Source organism: Pusillimonas noertemannii (assembly GCF_003096595.1).
In the GTDB taxonomy this organism is placed as follows: Bacteria; Pseudomonadota; Gammaproteobacteria; order Burkholderiales; family Burkholderiaceae_B; genus Pusillimonas; species Pusillimonas noertemannii.
Map to the genome: position 1 here is coordinate 392,656 of NZ_QEKO01000002.1, position 16,285 is coordinate 408,940.

18 protein-coding genes are annotated in these 16,285 nt (G+C 58.3%); 6 read left to right on the plus strand and 12 right to left on the minus strand.

What is annotated here, in order from left to right:
• Positions 1–13: 13 nt before the first annotated feature.
• Both C7440_RS09010 and C7440_RS09015 read left to right on the plus strand, forming a co-directional pair.
• Positions 14–829 carry a DODA-type extradiol aromatic ring-opening family dioxygenase gene (locus C7440_RS09010; protein ID WP_116518281.1) on the plus strand — a complete coding sequence of 272 codons (816 nt, stop codon included), beginning with the start codon at positions 14–16 and terminating at the stop codon, positions 827–829.
• Positions 826–1,143, plus strand: a complete 318-nt coding sequence (locus tag C7440_RS09015; RefSeq protein ID WP_116518282.1) for a hypothetical protein — start codon at positions 826–828, stop codon at positions 1,141–1,143. The genes C7440_RS09010 and C7440_RS09015 overlap by 4 nt, the downstream gene beginning before the upstream one ends.
• Here C7440_RS09015 and C7440_RS09020 read toward each other — a convergent pair.
• A complete protein-coding gene (locus tag C7440_RS09020) occupies positions 1,076–1,756 on the minus strand; it encodes a GntR family transcriptional regulator (protein WP_116518283.1) in 681 nt (226 codons plus the stop codon). The two genes, C7440_RS09015 and C7440_RS09020, sit on opposite strands and share 68 nt — an antisense overlap.
• Before the next feature lie 75 nt (positions 1,757–1,831).
• Here C7440_RS09020 and C7440_RS09025 point away from each other — a divergent pair, with 75 nt between their 5' ends.
• Together C7440_RS09025 and C7440_RS09030 are read left to right on the plus strand one after the other, a co-directional pair.
• Complete coding sequence (locus C7440_RS09025) at positions 1,832–2,545, plus strand: SDR family NAD(P)-dependent oxidoreductase (RefSeq protein ID WP_165832513.1); 714 nt, start codon at positions 1,832–1,834, stop codon at positions 2,543–2,545.
• 2 nt (positions 2,546–2,547) lie between these two features.
• A complete protein-coding gene (locus C7440_RS09030; RefSeq protein WP_116518285.1) occupies positions 2,548–3,315 on the plus strand; it encodes an alpha/beta fold hydrolase in 768 nt (255 codons plus the stop codon).
• Between the two features lie 53 nt (positions 3,316–3,368).
• Here the strand turns inward: C7440_RS09030 and C7440_RS09035 are convergent, their stop codons facing one another.
• The 7 genes from C7440_RS09035 to C7440_RS09065 all read right to left on the minus strand — a co-directional run bounded on the left by C7440_RS09035 (position 3,369) and on the right by C7440_RS09065 (position 10,919).
• On the minus strand, positions 3,369–4,439 hold the full coding sequence (locus C7440_RS09035) for an aromatic ring-hydroxylating oxygenase subunit alpha (RefSeq protein ID WP_165832514.1): 1,071 nt from the start codon (positions 4,437–4,439) through the stop codon (positions 3,369–3,371).
• Positions 4,440–4,464: 25 nt separating this feature from the next.
• On the minus strand, positions 4,465–5,553 hold the full coding sequence (locus C7440_RS09040; RefSeq protein ID WP_116518287.1) for a substrate-binding domain-containing protein: 1,089 nt from the start codon (positions 5,551–5,553) through the stop codon (positions 4,465–4,467).
• A 72-nt stretch (positions 5,554–5,625) separates the two neighbouring features.
• A complete protein-coding gene (locus tag C7440_RS09045) occupies positions 5,626–6,606 on the minus strand; it encodes an ABC transporter permease (protein WP_116518288.1) in 981 nt (326 codons plus the stop codon).
• Positions 6,603–8,171, minus strand: a complete 1,569-nt coding sequence (locus tag C7440_RS09050; protein ID WP_116518289.1) for a sugar ABC transporter ATP-binding protein — start codon at positions 8,169–8,171, stop codon at positions 6,603–6,605. Before C7440_RS09050 ends, C7440_RS09045 begins: the two co-directional genes overlap by 4 nt.
• Positions 8,172–8,272: 101 nt before the next feature.
• Positions 8,273–9,637: a metal-dependent hydrolase family protein gene (locus C7440_RS09055; RefSeq protein ID WP_116518290.1), complete on the minus strand. Its 1,365-nt coding sequence runs from the start codon at positions 9,635–9,637 to the stop codon at positions 8,273–8,275.
• A 5-nt stretch (positions 9,638–9,642) separates the two neighbouring features.
• The gene (locus C7440_RS09060; protein ID WP_116518291.1) at positions 9,643–10,473 is read right to left on the minus strand and encodes an alpha/beta fold hydrolase; all 831 of its coding nucleotides are present in this window, start codon (positions 10,471–10,473) and stop codon (positions 9,643–9,645) included.
• Between the two features lie 20 nt (positions 10,474–10,493).
• Positions 10,494–10,919: a RidA family protein gene (locus C7440_RS09065; protein ID WP_116518292.1), complete on the minus strand. Its 426-nt coding sequence runs from the start codon at positions 10,917–10,919 to the stop codon at positions 10,494–10,496.
• Between the two features lie 301 nt (positions 10,920–11,220).
• On the opposite strand from C7440_RS09065, the gene C7440_RS09070 reads away from it, so the two are divergent.
• The gene (locus C7440_RS09070; RefSeq protein WP_017524206.1) at positions 11,221–11,913 is read left to right on the plus strand and encodes a GntR family transcriptional regulator; all 693 of its coding nucleotides are present in this window, start codon (positions 11,221–11,223) and stop codon (positions 11,911–11,913) included.
• 29 nt (positions 11,914–11,942) lie between these two features.
• The gene (locus C7440_RS09075) at positions 11,943–12,818 is read left to right on the plus strand and encodes a fumarylacetoacetate hydrolase family protein (RefSeq protein WP_017524207.1); all 876 of its coding nucleotides are present in this window, start codon (positions 11,943–11,945) and stop codon (positions 12,816–12,818) included.
• A gap of 133 nt (positions 12,819–12,951) precedes the next feature.
• Here the strand turns inward: C7440_RS09075 and C7440_RS09080 are convergent, their stop codons facing one another.
• Genes C7440_RS09080 through C7440_RS09095 form a run of 4 tightly spaced genes read right to left on the minus strand, consistent with a single transcriptional unit; the run spans position 12,952 to position 16,266 of the window.
• Positions 12,952–13,683 carry an ABC transporter ATP-binding protein gene (locus C7440_RS09080; RefSeq protein ID WP_017524208.1) on the minus strand — a complete coding sequence of 244 codons (732 nt, stop codon included), beginning with the start codon at positions 13,681–13,683 and terminating at the stop codon, positions 12,952–12,954.
• Positions 13,680–14,438, minus strand: coding sequence for an ABC transporter ATP-binding protein (locus tag C7440_RS09085; RefSeq protein WP_116518293.1), 759 nt, complete (start codon positions 14,436–14,438; stop codon positions 13,680–13,682). Before C7440_RS09085 ends, C7440_RS09080 begins: the two co-directional genes overlap by 4 nt.
• Positions 14,431–15,390: a branched-chain amino acid ABC transporter permease gene (locus tag C7440_RS09090; protein ID WP_017524210.1), complete on the minus strand. Its 960-nt coding sequence runs from the start codon at positions 15,388–15,390 to the stop codon at positions 14,431–14,433. Before C7440_RS09090 ends, C7440_RS09085 begins: the two co-directional genes overlap by 8 nt.
• Positions 15,391–16,266, minus strand: coding sequence for a branched-chain amino acid ABC transporter permease (locus C7440_RS09095; protein WP_116518294.1), 876 nt, complete (start codon positions 16,264–16,266; stop codon positions 15,391–15,393). It lies immediately after the preceding gene.
• Positions 16,267–16,285: the final 19 nt, after the last annotated feature.

Here is a 16,285-nt window from a genome sequence, read left to right on the forward strand (position 1 = left end):
GAGGCATTCACCCATGCTAGTCGCCGCCACCGTGCATTTTCCCTACATGACCGCTTGGCCCGACCAGGCCCAGCCCGCGCACCGGGACGCCACGCACCAAGGCTTCAAGCGCATCAGCAAAGCCTTTTCCGACGCGAACGTGGAGACACTCATCGTTTTGACGAGCGAACATATCGTCAATCTCCAGCCGCGCATGGCGCCCCCCTTCCTGATCGGAACGGGTGCCGTCCATGCCGCTTTTCCCGAGCCTCAGTTCAATCTTGAACCGGTCACCAGGCCGGGCGATCCCGAACTTGCATACGCCCTCATAGAGTATTTGTATGACAAAGGCATGGACCCCGCCCATTCCAGCGAGCTTCGCCTGGATCACGGCACGACGCTGCCCCTGCAGCAGCTTCAGATCGCGCCGCATGTCCGCGTCGTCCCCATTATCTTCAACACTCTGTTCCCTCCCCTGCCCACCCTGAAACGGTGCAGAGCGTTGGGCAGAGCCATCGGCGAAGCCCTACGCGCCATGGGCGTGGATGAACGCACAGGCATTCTGGCGACGGGCGGCATTTCACACGCGGTGGGCGCCCCGGGCATGGACCGCAACCATCCACAGTTCGATTCGGATTTCATCGCCGCGCTCGTGGCAAGCGATCTGGACAAGGCATGCTCATACTCCGATAGCGAGCTGGACGCCCTGGGCAATGGCACGCACGAGATCCGCAGCTGGATAGCGGCGGCCGCGGCCGCGCATCCGGCGCAGCCCGAAGTCGTGACGACCATTCCCTACGCGCCGGGCTGGCACACCGGTGTGCATCAAATGTTGTGGAGAATGCCATGAGGGAAACCGACGTCACGCAGTTCTTGATCGATATCACGCGCGGACAGCTGAAGCAGGCCTACGCGGAAGACAGCCAGCAAGTGATCGCCGCATCACCGCTTTCCGAAGCGATGCGTGCCGCCGTGCGCGAACAGGACATCGCCGCGCTATGGCTGGCGGGTGTCTCGCCCATGGCCCTGCTTTATTTCGCCCGCCTTTGCGGGTGGTCCATGGAGCGCTATTACGCCTGCATCGGCGAAGCGGAGCTTACGAAAGCCGATCAAGCCGGCTCTGTTTCAGAAGCTCGGCGCGAGCCGCTACAAAAGCGTCGATAGAGCGTTCCACATGATCAGTAATTACGCGCCGCGCTGTCTTCTGGTCGCGCTGCTCAAGCGCGTCGACCAGCTCGGCGTGCTCACGCACGACGTTCTCATCGCGCAGCGAGGTCAGGCGGGCGCCGCTGGCGATCAAGTACATCTTTCCCCGCACGCTCAACAGCTCTCTGCGGATCTGATGCAGCGCCGCCATTTCCGCCATCCGGATGTGGAAGGCCTCGTCGATGGTGTACATGTCCTCGCGGCTTTCCGAGGCGCCATTCAGGATGGCGCGCAATTCCGCGATGTCTTCGGCGGTAGCTGTCTTGCACAATCGCTCCACCACGATCTGCTCCAGAGCGACGCGAAGCAGGCGGATTTCGCTGATGGCCGCTTCGTCCAGGTCGATAAGGCGATACCCCCTTTTGGGCACGATTTCGACCACCCCGTCGCGATACAGGTTCAGCAGCGCTTCGCGAACCGGCGTCCGGGACACGCCCAGCGATTCGGCCAGAGTGCTTTCAGAAAAAAACTGGCCGCGTGGAATCTTGCCGTCGCGGATTGCTCGGCGAATAGCCTTATAGCCTTGCTGGGCAAGGGTTTCAGAGCGAACCAGGCTGGAGAGGTTTGACATTGGCACTCGTCGGTCAGAAGAATTTTTGCTGTACGTAGTATGTCACATTCTACATGCGCCATCACAAGGAAACTCATGGATATCGGATTAAAAGACAAAGTCGCCCTGGTTACAGGCGGTTCGCGCGGCCTGGGTCGCGCCACGGTCGAAGCCTTGGCAGATGAACATGCCAAGCTTGTGGTCGTGGCCCGCCAAAGCCCAGAGCTCGAAGAAATCGAGTCGCTTTATCCCGGACGCTGCAAGGTGATGGCCGGCGACATGCGGGACCCGGCCCTGCCCCAAGCAGCGGTCGACCTGGCGCTAAAGGAGTTCGGCCGGCTGGACATCACCATCGTCAACACGCCCGGGCCCCGCGCGGTGTTGCCGCTTGAGGCCCAGGATAGCGATTTCGCCTCTGCGTTCGACTCTACTTTCTATCCGGCTGTCCGACTGATCCGCGCGGCCGTTTCAGCCATGCAGGAAGCAATGCATGGACGCATCGTCATTATTTCGTCGACCAGTGTCAAGGCGCCCAAACCCTTCCTGTGCCTGTCCGCCGCATCGCGCAGTGCGCTGTGGGCGTGGGCCAAAAGCGCCGCGCCCGAAATTTACAAAAGCGGAATCACGATCAACGCCCTATTCGCCGGCCCCCACCAGACCGGGCGGGCGCTGGAGTTGGGTGTGAAGGACAGGGTAATTGGCCAGCCCGATGACTTCGGCCGATTCGTTACCTCTTTATGCGGTGAAACCACCGGCTACATCACTGGGGCGGGCTTTCTTGTCGACGGCGGCGAGCTGACAGGCATCTAATCATGGACAAACCATCTACACAGTTCCTCGGTCAGGGACCACGGCTTCTGCTGCTGCACGGCATTGGCGGAAGCGCCACAGCCTGGAGCAAGCAAATCGAAAGATTGAGTGGAGATTTCGCCTGCCTCGCCCCGGACCTGCCCGGGTATGGCGACACCCCGGCCGCCGGGGGCAATAGCATGCGCCCCTTCGTGCAGGCCATGGCCGACCTGCTGGCCGGCGAACCCGCCCACGTGCTTGGCGTCTCGTTCGGAGCACTGCTGGCCTTGGCCCTGGCGCGCCATCACCCTGAACTCGTACGTTCGCTGGTGCTTGCCGATGCAACCTTGGGACGCGCCCACATGACCGGCCAAGAGCGGGAAAAGTGGCTGGAGAAACGCCGCTCGCTGTCCGGGAGCCTGCAGGAAGTAAGCGTGGAGAGGGCGGCAGAAATCGCGTCTCCGGCCGCAGCACCAGAAATTATTGATGAGATAGCGCGGCACATGAGGCGAGCGCGACCCGACGGATATATGGCGGTCGCCAATGCCATAGCGGCCACAGATGCCCGCCCTTGGCTCGAATCAATCACGCAACCGGCCCTGGTGCTGTGCGGCGAGGACGATCGCGTGACTGGCGCCGAGGTCTCTAGGGTTCTGGTCGATTCCTTGCCTCATGCCCGCCTGCGCATTGTCCCGCGGTCCGGGCATGCTCCCCATATTGAGCAGCCCGATGTGTTTGCGCGCGAAGTGCGGGAGTTCTTGCTTGAGCCAAGACCACTCCGGCCCACGTAACAATCCTCATGAATCGAATACGGGGCCGGCGTGGCGGGGAAACTACACTGCAATTATCGCGACTCACGCTCCATGTATGCCTGAAGCTGTCGACGAGCCATGAGCCCCCCCTGGTCCGCTATTGCACTTACTTCCGGAAGTTCCAACGGCGCAGGACTTTCATTGATACGCCGCTGAATTGCCTCAAGAACTTCTTTATCTTCGGCAAACGCCGTTTGAGCAATACTGGCTATCCACGCTGAGGCGTCGTCATGAACTCCATAGTTACGGGACGCCGCCCACCAATAATGATGGGTTGTATTTGTTTCTGGAGTCGTCAAGTGCTGAAAACGAAACAGATACTCTGAACGCTCACCAGGCCCCGCATTCGGGTCGACAATGGTCGCTGTAAACAAGTGCTCGGCAGGAGAAACCGACATACCTTTATCTGTTCGATTGACCAGCCGGTCTCCCCACTCTAGATCCTTATTGTAAATGGGGGACAGAGGTTGATTATTAAACTCTTTGATGAACGCCACTCGCGACCCTTCTTGCACAAAGGTAGCAGCGGCCTCGTAGTCGTCTAAAGCACCAAACGTCGTTTGATGCACAAAGGGGAAATGGGTCAGATCGAGTACATTTTCCTTCAGCAACATGTAATTGGCCATAATGTTCAAATGGCCACCAGCCCAGACCCAGTTCGGATCTCTCAACCACGGGAAATCAGAAACCTCTTCAATATCAGCTTCTCCCTCCGGTCCCATCCATATCCATAGGAATGGAGCACGCTCCACGATGGGAAAAGTTCGCAAAGCTCCCCGCTTCGGGCATCTCTCTTGAGTGGGAATTTCCACAAGCTTCCCTTCGTGCGAATACTTGAAGCCATGATAGCGACAAACGATCTTGTCACCATCGAGCCACCCCATCGACAGGGGCAACCCCCGGTGGATACAGCGATCTTCCATTGCCGCTACTGATCCATCGCTCTTGCGATACAGTAAAACGTCCGTGCCCAGAAGCTTACGCGACACCAGTTTGCCATCTTCCAGTTCATCAGATCTACCAGCCACCCACCATAGATTCAACGGATAATTGGCGTTTCTAGGATCATATGGCTGGCATTGCCCAATCGGTGTACTGCTCATTACGACCTCCATAAATAGATCTTATTCAATTACCACTAACTTTCCAGTCTTTAGGCGGATACTCGTAGAAGTTATATGGATGGGTTTCAACGTTATCTTTCGTAATCAGTACGGTCGGCACGTTGAAATGCGGATAGGGAACGCTGTCATTAGGCTTGGCCAACGGAGGCATGGGCAAGCCCTCGTGTTCGCGTATTGCATATTGCACAATCAGACGGCCCATGATGATTCCTGGCTCAGATGCAACGGCAAGCATCCGGCCGTCTTTAATCATAGTTTCTTCTTCTTTGACCATAGTGCTGGTTAGTACTTTCACCTTACGGCCCGACTGACGCACAGCCTGAGCTGCCCCCATGCCCAAATAGCTCACCGGCGTAAAGACGTACTGCGCGTCAGGTGTTCGCATCAATAAGTCTTGAGTTTGAGACAAACCGTCTGCCAACGTCATATCGCCTTTGAAAGCAGGGTCTCCTAAGTCAGCTCCGCATTCGGTCGCAACCTCTTTGAAACCCTCGTACCGTAAGCGAGACCACTCCAGGCCAGCAGATCCGGGAACAACGATTACCTTTTTACCTTTGGCCCCGTCATCGCATAAAGCCTTCCCAAGGGAGCGTCCAATTTGAAAATCGTCCTGTAACACACCAAAGGTTACTTTCGCGCTGTTCACGGGAATGCCGGCAGAAATCGTTTTAATGCCTGATTTTGCAAGGTCATTTATGACCGGATCGAAGCCTGAATATGCGGCAGGCGACAACACGGCATAATCCACACCTAATGATTTGAAGGCCTGGAGCTGGGCGAACTGCTCTTTAACATTTCCATACGCCCCTGCCACTGAAACCTGAGCGACCTCCACTCCTGACCGCTTAGCCTCGTCAATAATTCCATATGCAATTCCCGTATAGAAGTTGTCCATGAGATGCACAACGGTAATACCAAGCGTCAAAGGCTTTGTAGCTTGAATGGGTTCTACCAAACCCAGCAAGCGATCAGACGTATCTTGAGCTTGAGCATTGGCAAACGCCAAGGCTCCAGCCGCTATCAAAGCTCTGAAAATCGCCTTGCCCAGCAAATTTCGCCGATTTCTCGTGAGCGTAGTTATTAGTTTCTTCATGTTGTCTCCTGGTTATGACGTAGCTAAATCGTGGTTGTGAACTGCATTAACTATGAAGCTGGCTCAAACATTTCAAGTACGTCTGAATCGGTCAAGAATTACCGCGATGATGATGACAATCCCAACGATCAAAGTCTGAAAGTAGGCGGAAACGCCGGTAATGTTCATGACATTTGAAAGCAGTGAAAGCACCAGAACGCCGAGGAAAACCTGCCAGATGGTTCCCCGGCCTCCAGTCAACGCCACTCCACCAAGTACAACTGCGGCAATGGACTGAAGAGTCAGGCTGGGTGCGGCAATAGGCTGTGCTGAACTAACCCATGCTGTTAATACGATGGCGCCAATACCAGCGCACAAGCCGCTAACGCCATACACCAGAATCGTATATAAGCGGACATTCACTCCCGACTTCGCTGCTGCGGACTCGCTGGAGCCCAGCGCATAGACATATCGGCCAAAAATGGTGTGACGCAATACCAGGGCGGCCACTATCGCCAATATCAAAGCTATCCATACCATTATCGGCAAGCCCACAAAGGTACCGAAGCCAATCGAATCCACGTAAGGAGGGGGAACATCATAGATAGGCACGCCATTCGACAGCATCAATGCAAGCGCCTGGGTTACGGACAGCATCCCTAAAGTAACCACCAACGGACTAGTACGAAACCACGCGATGATCGCACCTGAGGTCAAGCCCGCGATAGCACCCACTAGCAACATTGCGGAAACTCCTGCGACAATTCCGATATCTGGCATCAGAATTACGCCGGCAACTCCGGCTAGCGACAGGACCGAGGACATTGATAGGTCCAAACCGCCGCGCATAATAGTGAAAGCCTGGCCAATGGATATGATCAATAGCGGCACCAGTTGGCGAGCCAGATTCATAAAATTATCTACTGACAAGAACCTAGGCTCTATGGCTCCTGCGACAAGGGCGATCAGCACTATCAATGCCGGTAAGATGCCATCCGCCAGATTCAATTTAGTAGTTTTCAAAATCGACTCCTGACGTGAAAAGGGTCGGAATCCCAAGCTTTTTTCGTTCATGACTGCACCTCGTATCTTCCTAGTACATCGCCCACAATTTGCGCTTGACACGTTTCATCCGGGGCTTCGTATTGATTCACAATATTTCCCTGGTGCAGGGTATAGATGGTGTCGCACAAGGCAATGACCTCCGGCAAATCACTGGAAAGGACCACCACGCTTAACCCCCGAGCAGCGGCCGCTTTTATCCGCTCGTGTATCTGTTGTTTCGCGCCGATATCCACCCCTGCTGTGGGTTCTTCTAATACGAGCAGGTCACGCGCGCCTGCCATGGCTCGTGCAAGAAGAATTTTCTGTTGATTACCCCCACTGAGACTTTCAATGGCATCCTCCTGACAGCCATACTTCACCGCTGCGTCTGCCAGCTGCTGTGTCGCGTGTTTGCATTCAGATGTTCGACTCAGCCACCCCATCACGCTAAATTGATGTAGCTGTGTCAGCATCAGGTTTTCCCTGATCGATCGTTGGCTGAGAACACCGTTTTGTTGTCGACCCGCAGCAAGGTAGCCCACGCCGTGGCGCATAGCATCAACAGGCTGCGATGGCTTGAAGCGCTTTCCGCCTAGCAGATATCGAGTGTTACGGAAAGTTTTCAGGCCAACCAGTCCTTGGACTATATCTTCTGCTCCGCAGCCCAACACCCCATATAAGCCGACAATTTCGCCACAACGGACAGAAATTTTCTTTGTGCTGTCAGCTCCGCTAGTCTCAATCTCAAGAAGGATCTCTCCAGTGGCCTCTCGCAGCTCGTGCGCCGCCTCGAAAACTTGACGCTGTCCCGTCAACCTTTCTAATACATCCGCTCCTTGCAGGTGATCTTCCAGATCGAAAGAGTCGATGCATCGCCCGTTGCGCATCACCGTTACACAATCGCCAACTTCCATCACGTCATCTATGTGGTGCGTAACGAGAATCACTGAAATTCCGCTTGCGCGAAGGCGACGCAAAACCGTAAAAAGCTGTTGCTTCTCGACTGCGCCCAACATCGCGGTAGGCTCGTCGAACACAATCAATCTTGGCGCATTCATCAATGCCTTGCCAATTTCCACTAACTGCTGGGTTCCAACAGGCAAGGTGTTGACCGGTTTTTCGAGATCAAGCTCCAGACCAAGCTGTGATAAGACATCAACCGCTCTTCTTGATTCTCCCTGCCTGCTCAGACACCATTTTGTCTCAGCGCCAAGCCAAAGATTGTCACGAACCGACAGGTCGGGCGCCAAGGAGAGCTCTTGGTGTACTACCGCAATACCCAATGCGCGTGCATGCGAAGGGCTATTGACGCGTATCTCTTGGCCCTCCAATAAAACGTCACCTATATCGGGGGCATACAAGCCTCCAATGATTTTCCCGATAGTCGATTTGCCCGCACCATTTTCTCCAAGGAGGCAATGTATCTTCCCTGCCTCAAATGCAATGGAGACATCAGACAGCGCTTTCGTTGCTCCAAAGCTCTTGCATACTGCTTTTAGTCTCAGCAGCGGGAAAGATTGCGCGGAAGTTGAGTCGACCGGCCTAAGCGGCACATGAGTGGTAGCCTGAAACTCTTGAGCCGTTACGTTTGTCATGTAAGACTCCCTGCAAGCCCCTGCTGCTGAAGTGCATTGCTCATGTCTACTCCTTTGATTCTTTATCTGTTCTAAAGTCTTTTCCAGCCGAACTTGTTCCGTCACTCTGGAATGAGATGACCGCAGCCTTTTTCCTCGTCGAACACATACAAGCCGGCAAGGAAGGTTTTGGTGCGCTCGTACCACTTGCGTCTGCGGGGTGCTGGTGGAGTACGGTCTATCGGCTGCCCGCCCTTGAAGATGTAGTCGAAGCGGCTGGGCCGTTGAAGCAGGGTTATATCTTGCGTAGGGTCTCCGGGCAGCACCAGGATGTCGGCGTACCGACCCGCCTCGAGCTTGCCGACCTGATCGCGGTAGCGAGGAGACAGCAGGCGAGTGGCGCCTAACGTATTGGCGTGTATAGCCTGCAACGGTGACAGACCCAGATACTTCACGAAAACTTCCATCTCGCGTGCATGCCATTGGCCATAGGGCACCGGCGACCATCCGCTTTCGCTGCCGGCGATCAAGGGCACCCCGGCCTCGAAGGCCTTGCGCAAATTCACGCTGGCCGCCTCGACCTCTCTTTCGAAAGCCGATGCCGTCGACGCGCCCGCGTTGGCCGGATTCGCTTCGATGAGATTGACGAGCAAAGTGAGCGTGGGCGTAATGACGCAATTGTTCTTCAGACAAGCCTCGATGCCGGCATCGTCGATATACGAAGCATGAAAGAGGTTGTCGAAACCGGCCAGGGCCGAGTCACGCGCCGAGTCGCACGAGCGTGCATGAACGCTGCACAGCTTGCCCAGTCGGTGGGTTTCGTCAACAATGATCTTGAGCTCTTCGAGCGTGAACGCGGATGCGCCTAATGCATCGGGAGTAATGAGGTTATCGTTGGACCCCGATACCTTGATGGCATCCACTTCATCCTTCACCTGCAGGCGAATGGCTTCGACGAGGTCGCTTTTGGTTTTCACCAACACGGCGGACTGTCCCAGCGGAAATTCCATATTGCTGGGAAAAGAGTCTTCGAGACCCTGGTGGTTGGTGATCTGCTTGCCCGAAACTGTGAAACGCGGCCCTGGGAACATGCCGGTGTCGATGGCATCGCGCACAGCCTGCGCTACGCCATAGGTGGTGGCCGCGTCGAACGCACTGGTCACGCCGGCCTGCAGCACCTTCTTCGAGTAGTACAGCGCCTTGGCCGTGCGGAACTCGGGCGGCGTATACAGCGCGTTCTCTTCTTCCGAGCGCGACTCGCCAAAAGAGATGTGGGTATGGCCGTCGACCAATCCAGGCATGATCGTACGCCCAGGCAAGTCGATCAGCTCGTACTCGGCCGGATTGTATTGTGCGGGTATGGCATCGGCCATTCCGACCCAGGCGATATGCTCGCCATCAACCACCACGGCGCCTTGCTCTACTGGCTTATTCAACGTGCCATCTAGAACTTTGCCCTTGAGCAAATAGCCCTTGCGCTTTTCCATAATTATTAGCCTCCGTTATCATTGTTCAAGAGCCCGTCGAAGAACTCATTGGCCAAGGCCAGGAACGTGGGGGTGCGCTCTACCGCAACCGAGTGGGAACAGTCGCTGAGCAGCATGAGGTCGGCCCGTTTCAGCTTGCCCGCAATCTGTTCCGAACATGAAGGCGGGAAAGACCCGTCTTCGCGCCCGTGCAGCATCAGCACGGGGCACTGGACCCGCGCCAGGGTTTCGTCGGACAAGATGGCGGCGTCGATGTATTTTTGCTGGTCGCCCCCGAACATTTCGTCAAAGTAGTCGGCATAGCCCGGGGCGAAGATGACCTGCTCACGCGCCTGCAGGTAGGCCTCGTCTATGCCCGACGTATCGTGTATAAGGCCCGACAGCGCCGCGACCAGTTGCTCGCGGTTGCGCGGGCATGTCCAGGTACGGGTGGTTCCGGGTTGAAGCTTGAAGTGGGCCCCCATGGCGCCGGTTGTCATGATGCCCGCCACGCGCGGCTGGTCGGCCGCCATGGTGAGCCCGATGGAAGCCGACAGCGAATGCGCGATGACCCCGACCCGCTTCTGGGGAATGCGCTGCAGCATGGCGGTGGCCTGGCGCACCCACAGTGCGTAATCGAAGTATGGCGCGGCGGGCTTGCGGCCGCTTTTGCCGAAACCGACCATGTCGGGGGCGTATACGTCGAAGCGCTCGGCCAGGGCGGACAGCACAGGGCGCCAATTGCCTATGCTGGAAGCCCCAGGCCCCGACCCATGAAGCAGCAGCAGGGCCGGGCCGCCCCCGGCCCGATAGCAGTTGACCGGAATGCCTTCGAACTCGAAGCTTTCTGTGATCACGTCCTGGCTCCCGTTAGTGGCTAGTCGCCGATGTAGGCGGTGGCTTCGACCTCGATGAGGAAGTCTTCCTTGACGAGACGGTCGATGGTAAGCAGCGTGTTGGGCGGGTAGTCTTTGTCGCCGAAGAACTGCGGGAACATTTCGGCGCGCAGCCTCATGAAATGGTCGATGTCCTGCGAGTGCACGAGATAGGTGGTGAACTTGAGGATATTGCTGTAGTCGCCCCCCAGCCCCCGCAGCACGTCGCCCAGGTTGCTGAACACCTGGCGAAATTGCGCATCGAAATCGTGCTTGCCCACCACGCCGCCATCGGCCCCCACCGCCAGCTGGCCGGCGATGAACATGAGCTTGCCGTCGGGCGTGCCCACGTGGGAATACAGGCCTTGGGCGGGGCAAGAGCCTTCGGGATTCAGATACCTGACGGGACTGGTTGCATTGGTGGTCATTGCGACTCCTTTCAAGAACGCGATTTGGGTGCATCCGATAAACTTTATACAAAATAAAATTTATGGAATGACTCAATGATAAAGCTGTCTATTCAGGATTGAATAAGTGTTTATACCTAGCTGCGTAAGAAAATTCCTATAATGCCTATAGCAAGCTGGTATATGGAGCCATTAACTTCTGGTTCCGCATATGGATGCAAGGCTCGGCTATGCCACCAGAGTATTGACCACAACGACTTATTTTTTATACAATCTAGAAAACACGGTCTGAGCAGGCTATCACAAGGGGCTTTGACAGGACATGAGCGCACACGAATTCACCGGAATCGGCCCTGCCGAAACCCTACCCAGCATCGTCTATAAAAAGTTGCGGGACGCCATCTTGAACGGCGTGTTCAGCCCCGGACAGATGCTTCGGCAAGATGAAGTCGCGGCCAAGCTCGGGGTAAGCCGCAGCCCGCTGCGCGAGGCCCTGCCCCGGCTCGAGGCCGACGGCATCGTGGTGCTGCATCCGCGCCGCGGATACGCGGTGGCCTCGCTCGACCCCAAGCAGATCACCGAGGTCTTCGATCTTAGGCGCCTGCTTGAAACCGAGCTTGCGCGCCGCTCGATTCAAAAGCGCACCGAAGCGGACATCGCCCGCATCTACGCGATCATTTCCGAAATGACGCCGCTGGCCGAAGAAACCGACCCGGCCGGCACGGCCCGCTGGTTCGACCTGAACATGCAGTTCCATACCGCCCTGCTCACTCCGGCCGACTGCCCTCATCATCTCAAGGCGCTCGACCACTCGCGCAACCTGATCGAATCGTATATACGCACCGAAACCCATCTTACGGGCGACCTGCGCCAGGCCCAGGAAGAACACACGCTTCTGGCCAAGACCTTCGTCATGGGCGAAATAGGCCAGTTCGTCGAACTTACCCGCCAACATTCCGAGCACACGCGCGATCGCCTGCTTTCGCGCCTGCCCACGCTCGACCCGGAATCCTAGCCGCACCTACAACCACAAGGGGACAATTCATGAAACTCGCCACGCTAAGCCATCGCGACGAGATCTTTGTAGCAACCATAGACAGCGACAACGCCACGGCCCGGCCGCTAAGCATCGACGGGCGCCGGGTTGCCGATATGCAGGCGTTCATCGAACACGCTTCGGCCTCGGGCAAGAACTGGAGCGAAAGCGAGCCCATTGCACTGGGCGAAGCCACTGTGCTGGCCCCTATTCGCCGCCCGCACCGCAATGTGATGTGCGTGGGCAAGAACTACTACGAGCACGCGCACGAGTTCACGAAAAGCGGCTTTGACAGCAGCGCATCCAGCGCCAGCGACGCCGTGCCCAAGGCACCCATCATCTTCACGAAAATGCCCGAAACCGTGGTGGGCACCAATACGAAAATCGGCTACCCCGGCAACCAGAGCCAGCAGCTCGACTACGAGGCGGAACTGGGCGTGGTCATAGGCAAGGCCGGGCAAGGCATCGAGCCGGCCGACGCCATGGGCCATGTGTTCGGCTTCGTCGTCATCAACGACCTTACCGCGCGCGACCTGCAGGCGGTGCACAAGCAGTGGTTCCTGGGCAAGTCGTTTGAAACTTCCTGCCCCATGGGCCCCTGGCTGGTTACCGCCGATGAAGTCGACAGCGGCAACCTGCAGGTTCAGTGCTGGGTCAACGGCGAGCTGCGGCAAGACTCGAACACGCGCGACCTGATCTTCGACATCCCCACGCTGATCGCCACGCTTTCCAGGGGCATGACGCTGCTGCCCGGCGACGTCATCGCCACCGGGACGCCAGTGGGCGTGGGCATCGGCTTCACCCCGCCCAAGTTCCTGCAAAGCGGCGACAAGGTCGAAGTTGAGATCACAGGCCTGGGACGCTTGAGCAACACCATCCGTTAAGCCGGCGCCTGCCGCCCTACGCCCCGCGCATCGGGCGCGCCCTTATGCGGCAAGCGGCGCCAAGGCGGCCCATAGAGTCAAGTGCGGGCGCCGAGCCGCCGGTTGGCAACCGCCCGCCCGTGGCCCCGGCCGGCTAGCCGCCCAGGTAGGCGTTGAGCAGTTCCGGATCGTTCTTCAGGCTGGCGCTGTCCTTCTCGGCGATGACCTCGCCGGTTTCCAGCACATAGGCCCGCGAGGCTACGTTCAGGGCCTTGTGCACGTTCTGCTCCACCACCAGAATGGAAACACCATGGGCGTTGATCTCGCGGATGACGTCGAATACTTCGTCGGCCATGCGCGGACTCAGGCCGAGGCTGGGTTCGTCGAGGATCAGCAGTTGCGGCTCGGACATCAGTGCGCGCGCAATGGCCAGCATCTGCTGCTCGCCCCCGCTTAGCGTTCCGGCCAGCTGCCGGGCGCGTTCACGCAGGCGCGGAAAGCGATGAAAGGCGATTTCCTTGCGGCGCCGCAGCTCTACCTTGGAATTGAGCAGGTAGCCGCCCAGCTCGACGTTTTCTTCCACGGTCATCTCGGGCCATACATGGCGCTCTTCGGGGCAGTGCGATATGCCGAGGCGCAAGATGGCTTCGGGCGGGCTGCCGGCGATGCCCTGCCCCTTCCACCGTATGGCGCCGGCGCTGGGCTTGATCAGCCCCGAGATGGTGCGCAAGGTGGTCGATTTTCCGGCGCCGTTGGCGCCCAGCAGGGCCACGACCTCTTTATGGCGCACCGAAAGGCTGATGCCGTGCAGCGCGACCAGGTTGCCGTAGCCCGCCACGACATTGTCCAGCTCGAGCAGGACCTCGGATTCATTTTGATGCGTCATGCCGCTGTCCCCATGTAGGCTTCCAATACTTCTTCGTTCGCCTGGATCTCGGCCGGCGTGCCGGCGGCCAGCTTCTTGCCGAAGTTCATCACAACCACGTGATGCGACACCTGCATGACCAGGTGCATATTGTGCTCCACTAGCAGTAGCGACTCTACCCATTTGCCGGGCAGGGTGCGCAGCAGGCCGCCCAGTCCTTCCGCCTCGCGGCTGTTCAGGCCCGCGGCGGGTTCGTCAAGCATCAGCAACCTGGGCTTGGCGCCCAATGCAACGCCCACCTCGAGCAGCCTCAGCTCGCCGCAGGACAGCGATCCGGCCTCGACGTCTTGCCGCTTGCCAAGGCCCACCAGGTCAAGGATGGCGCGGGCCGATTCCTGTATTTCGGCCTGCACGCGGCGGCTGTCGGGCGCGCGCCAGAAGGTGCGCCACAAGGGCGTGCGGTCGCGCAGGTAGTGGGCGTGGACGATGTTCTCGAAGGCGCTGAGGCCGCGCAGCACGTTTGTTTTCTGGAATGTGCGGATGACCCCGCGTTGCGCCATGTCGTACGGCTTGCTGGCGGTAACGTCGGCTCCATCCCAGAACACCTGGCCCCTGGTGGGCTGATAAAAGCCGGTAATGAGATTGAAGCAGGTGGTCTTGCCTGCGCCATTGGGGCCGATGAGGCTGACGATCTGGCCCTTGGGAACGGTGAAGTTGATGTCCTGCACGGCATGGATGCCGCCGAACGACTTGCTCAAGCCCTTTACTTCAAGCATGGGACGCCCTTTTATAGAAGATCGGGAAGCGCCGGCGCACATAGCCCATGACGCCGTCGGGCGCGAACAGCACCACCGCCATGACGATCAGGCCGAACAGCGACAGGCGCACTTCTTTGAATTCACGCAGGTATTCCTCGAGCAAGGTCACGATGACGGCGCCCAGAATGGGGCCCACCAGCGAGCCTTTGCCCCCGAGCAGCACGATGATGATCATCGTGGCGGTGAACGGGAAGGCGAAGACCTCGGGGCCGACAAACGAGATATAGGTGGCGTAGTAGGCGCCCGAGACGCCCGCCAGGAACGCCGCCACCACGAACACGAACATGGAATAGCGCAGCGGATTGATGCCGACCGACTGCGCCACGTAGTTGTTCTCGCGCAAGGTTACGGCGGCGCGGCCGGCGCTGGAGCGCACGACCCGCCAGGTGACGAACAGGGTGAAGGCGGTAAGCACGACGCCCATCATGACGAAGCCGCGCTTGCCGTGCAGCCAGGGCCACCAGTCGAGGATGGCCGGCCTGGCGATGCCCGATATGCCCATCGGGCCATTGGTCAGGCCGATCCAGTTGCTGGCCAGCAGGCGCAGCACTTCGGCGAAGGCCAGCGTGACAATGACGAAGAACGGCCCGTTCAGCCTTAGCGTGATGCGTCCGATGAACCATCCGGCCACCGCCGCGATGACGGCCGCCAGCGGTATGGTCACCAGCATGGGCCAGCCGACATCGGGGCTGCTGAGTATGGCCACCGAATACGCGCCCAGCCCGAAGAATGCGACGTGGCCAAGTGGGAACTCGCCCACATAGCCCACGATGAGGTTCAGGCTGGCCGACAGGATGGTATAGAGCAGCACCAGAATAAGAATGTGCAGCAGGTATTCGTTCTGCAGGAAGGCGCCGAGCAGGAAGGCAATGACCAGGAATGCCGCCATGGCGTTACGTTCGAAATTCATTTAGGCACGCTCCGCTCGTATCGAGAACAAACCGTAGGGGCGGAAGAAAAGAATCAATATCACCAGTGCAAAACCCACCATGTCCACAGTACCCGTCTGCACGTATCCCCCCCACAATGCTTCGGCCACGCCCAGGATGAGCCCGCCCAGAATGGCGCCGGCAAAATTGCCCATGCCGCCCAGAATGACCACGACAAACGCCTTCAGGCTGATCAGCCCGCCGATGGAGGCCTGGGCCACATAGATCGAGCCCAGCAGCATGCCTGAAGTGGCCGCCAGCGCCGAACCCAGCGCAAACGTCGAGGCATAGATCGACGCGGTGTTGATGCCCACCAGGCTGGCCGCGGTAGCGTCCTGGAAAGTGGCCCGCATGGCGCGGCCCAGCTTGGTCTTCTGGATGAGCAGGCGCGCGCCCACGATGGCCAGGATGGACACCGCCACGGCGAATATGCGCACTTTGGTGATAATGACCGGCCCCAGCAGCAGCGGCGCGTTCGAGACCGGAGCCACGACCTTGTGGGGCGCGGTGCCGACCAGCAGCAAGGCGGTATTGGTCAGGAATATCGCCAGGCCGATGGTCAGCAGGATGCCGGGCTCGGGCCCTTTGTCGCGTACTCGTACGATGATGAACCGGTCGAGCAGCCAGCCGAACGCCGCCATGACGGCCACGACGACGACCAGGCCGCTGAAGAAATCAAGGCCCAGCTGGCTGGTTACGACCCAGCCAAGTATGCCTCCCATCATGTAGAACTCGCCATGGGCGAAGTTCACCAAGCGCATCAGGCCGAAGATCAATGTAAGCCCCAGCGCCGACAGCGCATAGAAGGTTCCATTGACCAAGCCGTTCAGTACGAACTGCAGGAACAGATCAAACACCTGTCATCTCCATAAGGTG

Coding starts and splice junctions, on each gene's coding strand:
- C7440_RS09010 (WP_116518281.1), top strand. CDS start 14: ATGCTAGTCGCCGCCACCGTGCATTTTCCCTACATGACCGCTTGGCCC.
- C7440_RS09015 (WP_116518282.1), top strand. CDS start 826: ATGAGGGAAACCGACGTCACGCAGTTCTTGATCGATATCACGCGCGGA.
- C7440_RS09020 (WP_116518283.1), bottom strand. CDS start 1,756: ATGTCAAACCTCTCCAGCCTGGTTCGCTCTGAAACCCTTGCCCAGCAA.
- C7440_RS09025 (WP_165832513.1), top strand. CDS start 1,832: ATGGATATCGGATTAAAAGACAAAGTCGCCCTGGTTACAGGCGGTTCG.
- C7440_RS09030 (WP_116518285.1), top strand. CDS start 2,548: ATGGACAAACCATCTACACAGTTCCTCGGTCAGGGACCACGGCTTCTG.
- C7440_RS09035 (WP_165832514.1), bottom strand. CDS start 4,439: ATGAGCAGTACACCGATTGGGCAATGCCAGCCATATGATCCTAGAAAC.
- C7440_RS09040 (WP_116518287.1), bottom strand. CDS start 5,553: ATGAAGAAACTAATAACTACGCTCACGAGAAATCGGCGAAATTTGCTG.
- C7440_RS09045 (WP_116518288.1), bottom strand. CDS start 6,606: ATGAACGAAAAAAGCTTGGGATTCCGACCCTTTTCACGTCAGGAGTCG.
- C7440_RS09050 (WP_116518289.1), bottom strand. CDS start 8,171: ATGACAAACGTAACGGCTCAAGAGTTTCAGGCTACCACTCATGTGCCG.
- C7440_RS09055 (WP_116518290.1), bottom strand. CDS start 9,637: ATGGAAAAGCGCAAGGGCTATTTGCTCAAGGGCAAAGTTCTAGATGGC.
- C7440_RS09065 (WP_116518292.1), bottom strand. CDS start 10,919: ATGACCACCAATGCAACCAGTCCCGTCAGGTATCTGAATCCCGAAGGC.
- C7440_RS09070 (WP_017524206.1), top strand. CDS start 11,221: ATGAGCGCACACGAATTCACCGGAATCGGCCCTGCCGAAACCCTACCC.
- C7440_RS09075 (WP_017524207.1), top strand. CDS start 11,943: ATGAAACTCGCCACGCTAAGCCATCGCGACGAGATCTTTGTAGCAACC.
- C7440_RS09080 (WP_017524208.1), bottom strand. CDS start 13,683: ATGACGCATCAAAATGAATCCGAGGTCCTGCTCGAGCTGGACAATGTC.
- C7440_RS09085 (WP_116518293.1), bottom strand. CDS start 14,438: ATGCTTGAAGTAAAGGGCTTGAGCAAGTCGTTCGGCGGCATCCATGCC.
- C7440_RS09090 (WP_017524210.1), bottom strand. CDS start 15,390: ATGAATTTCGAACGTAACGCCATGGCGGCATTCCTGGTCATTGCCTTC.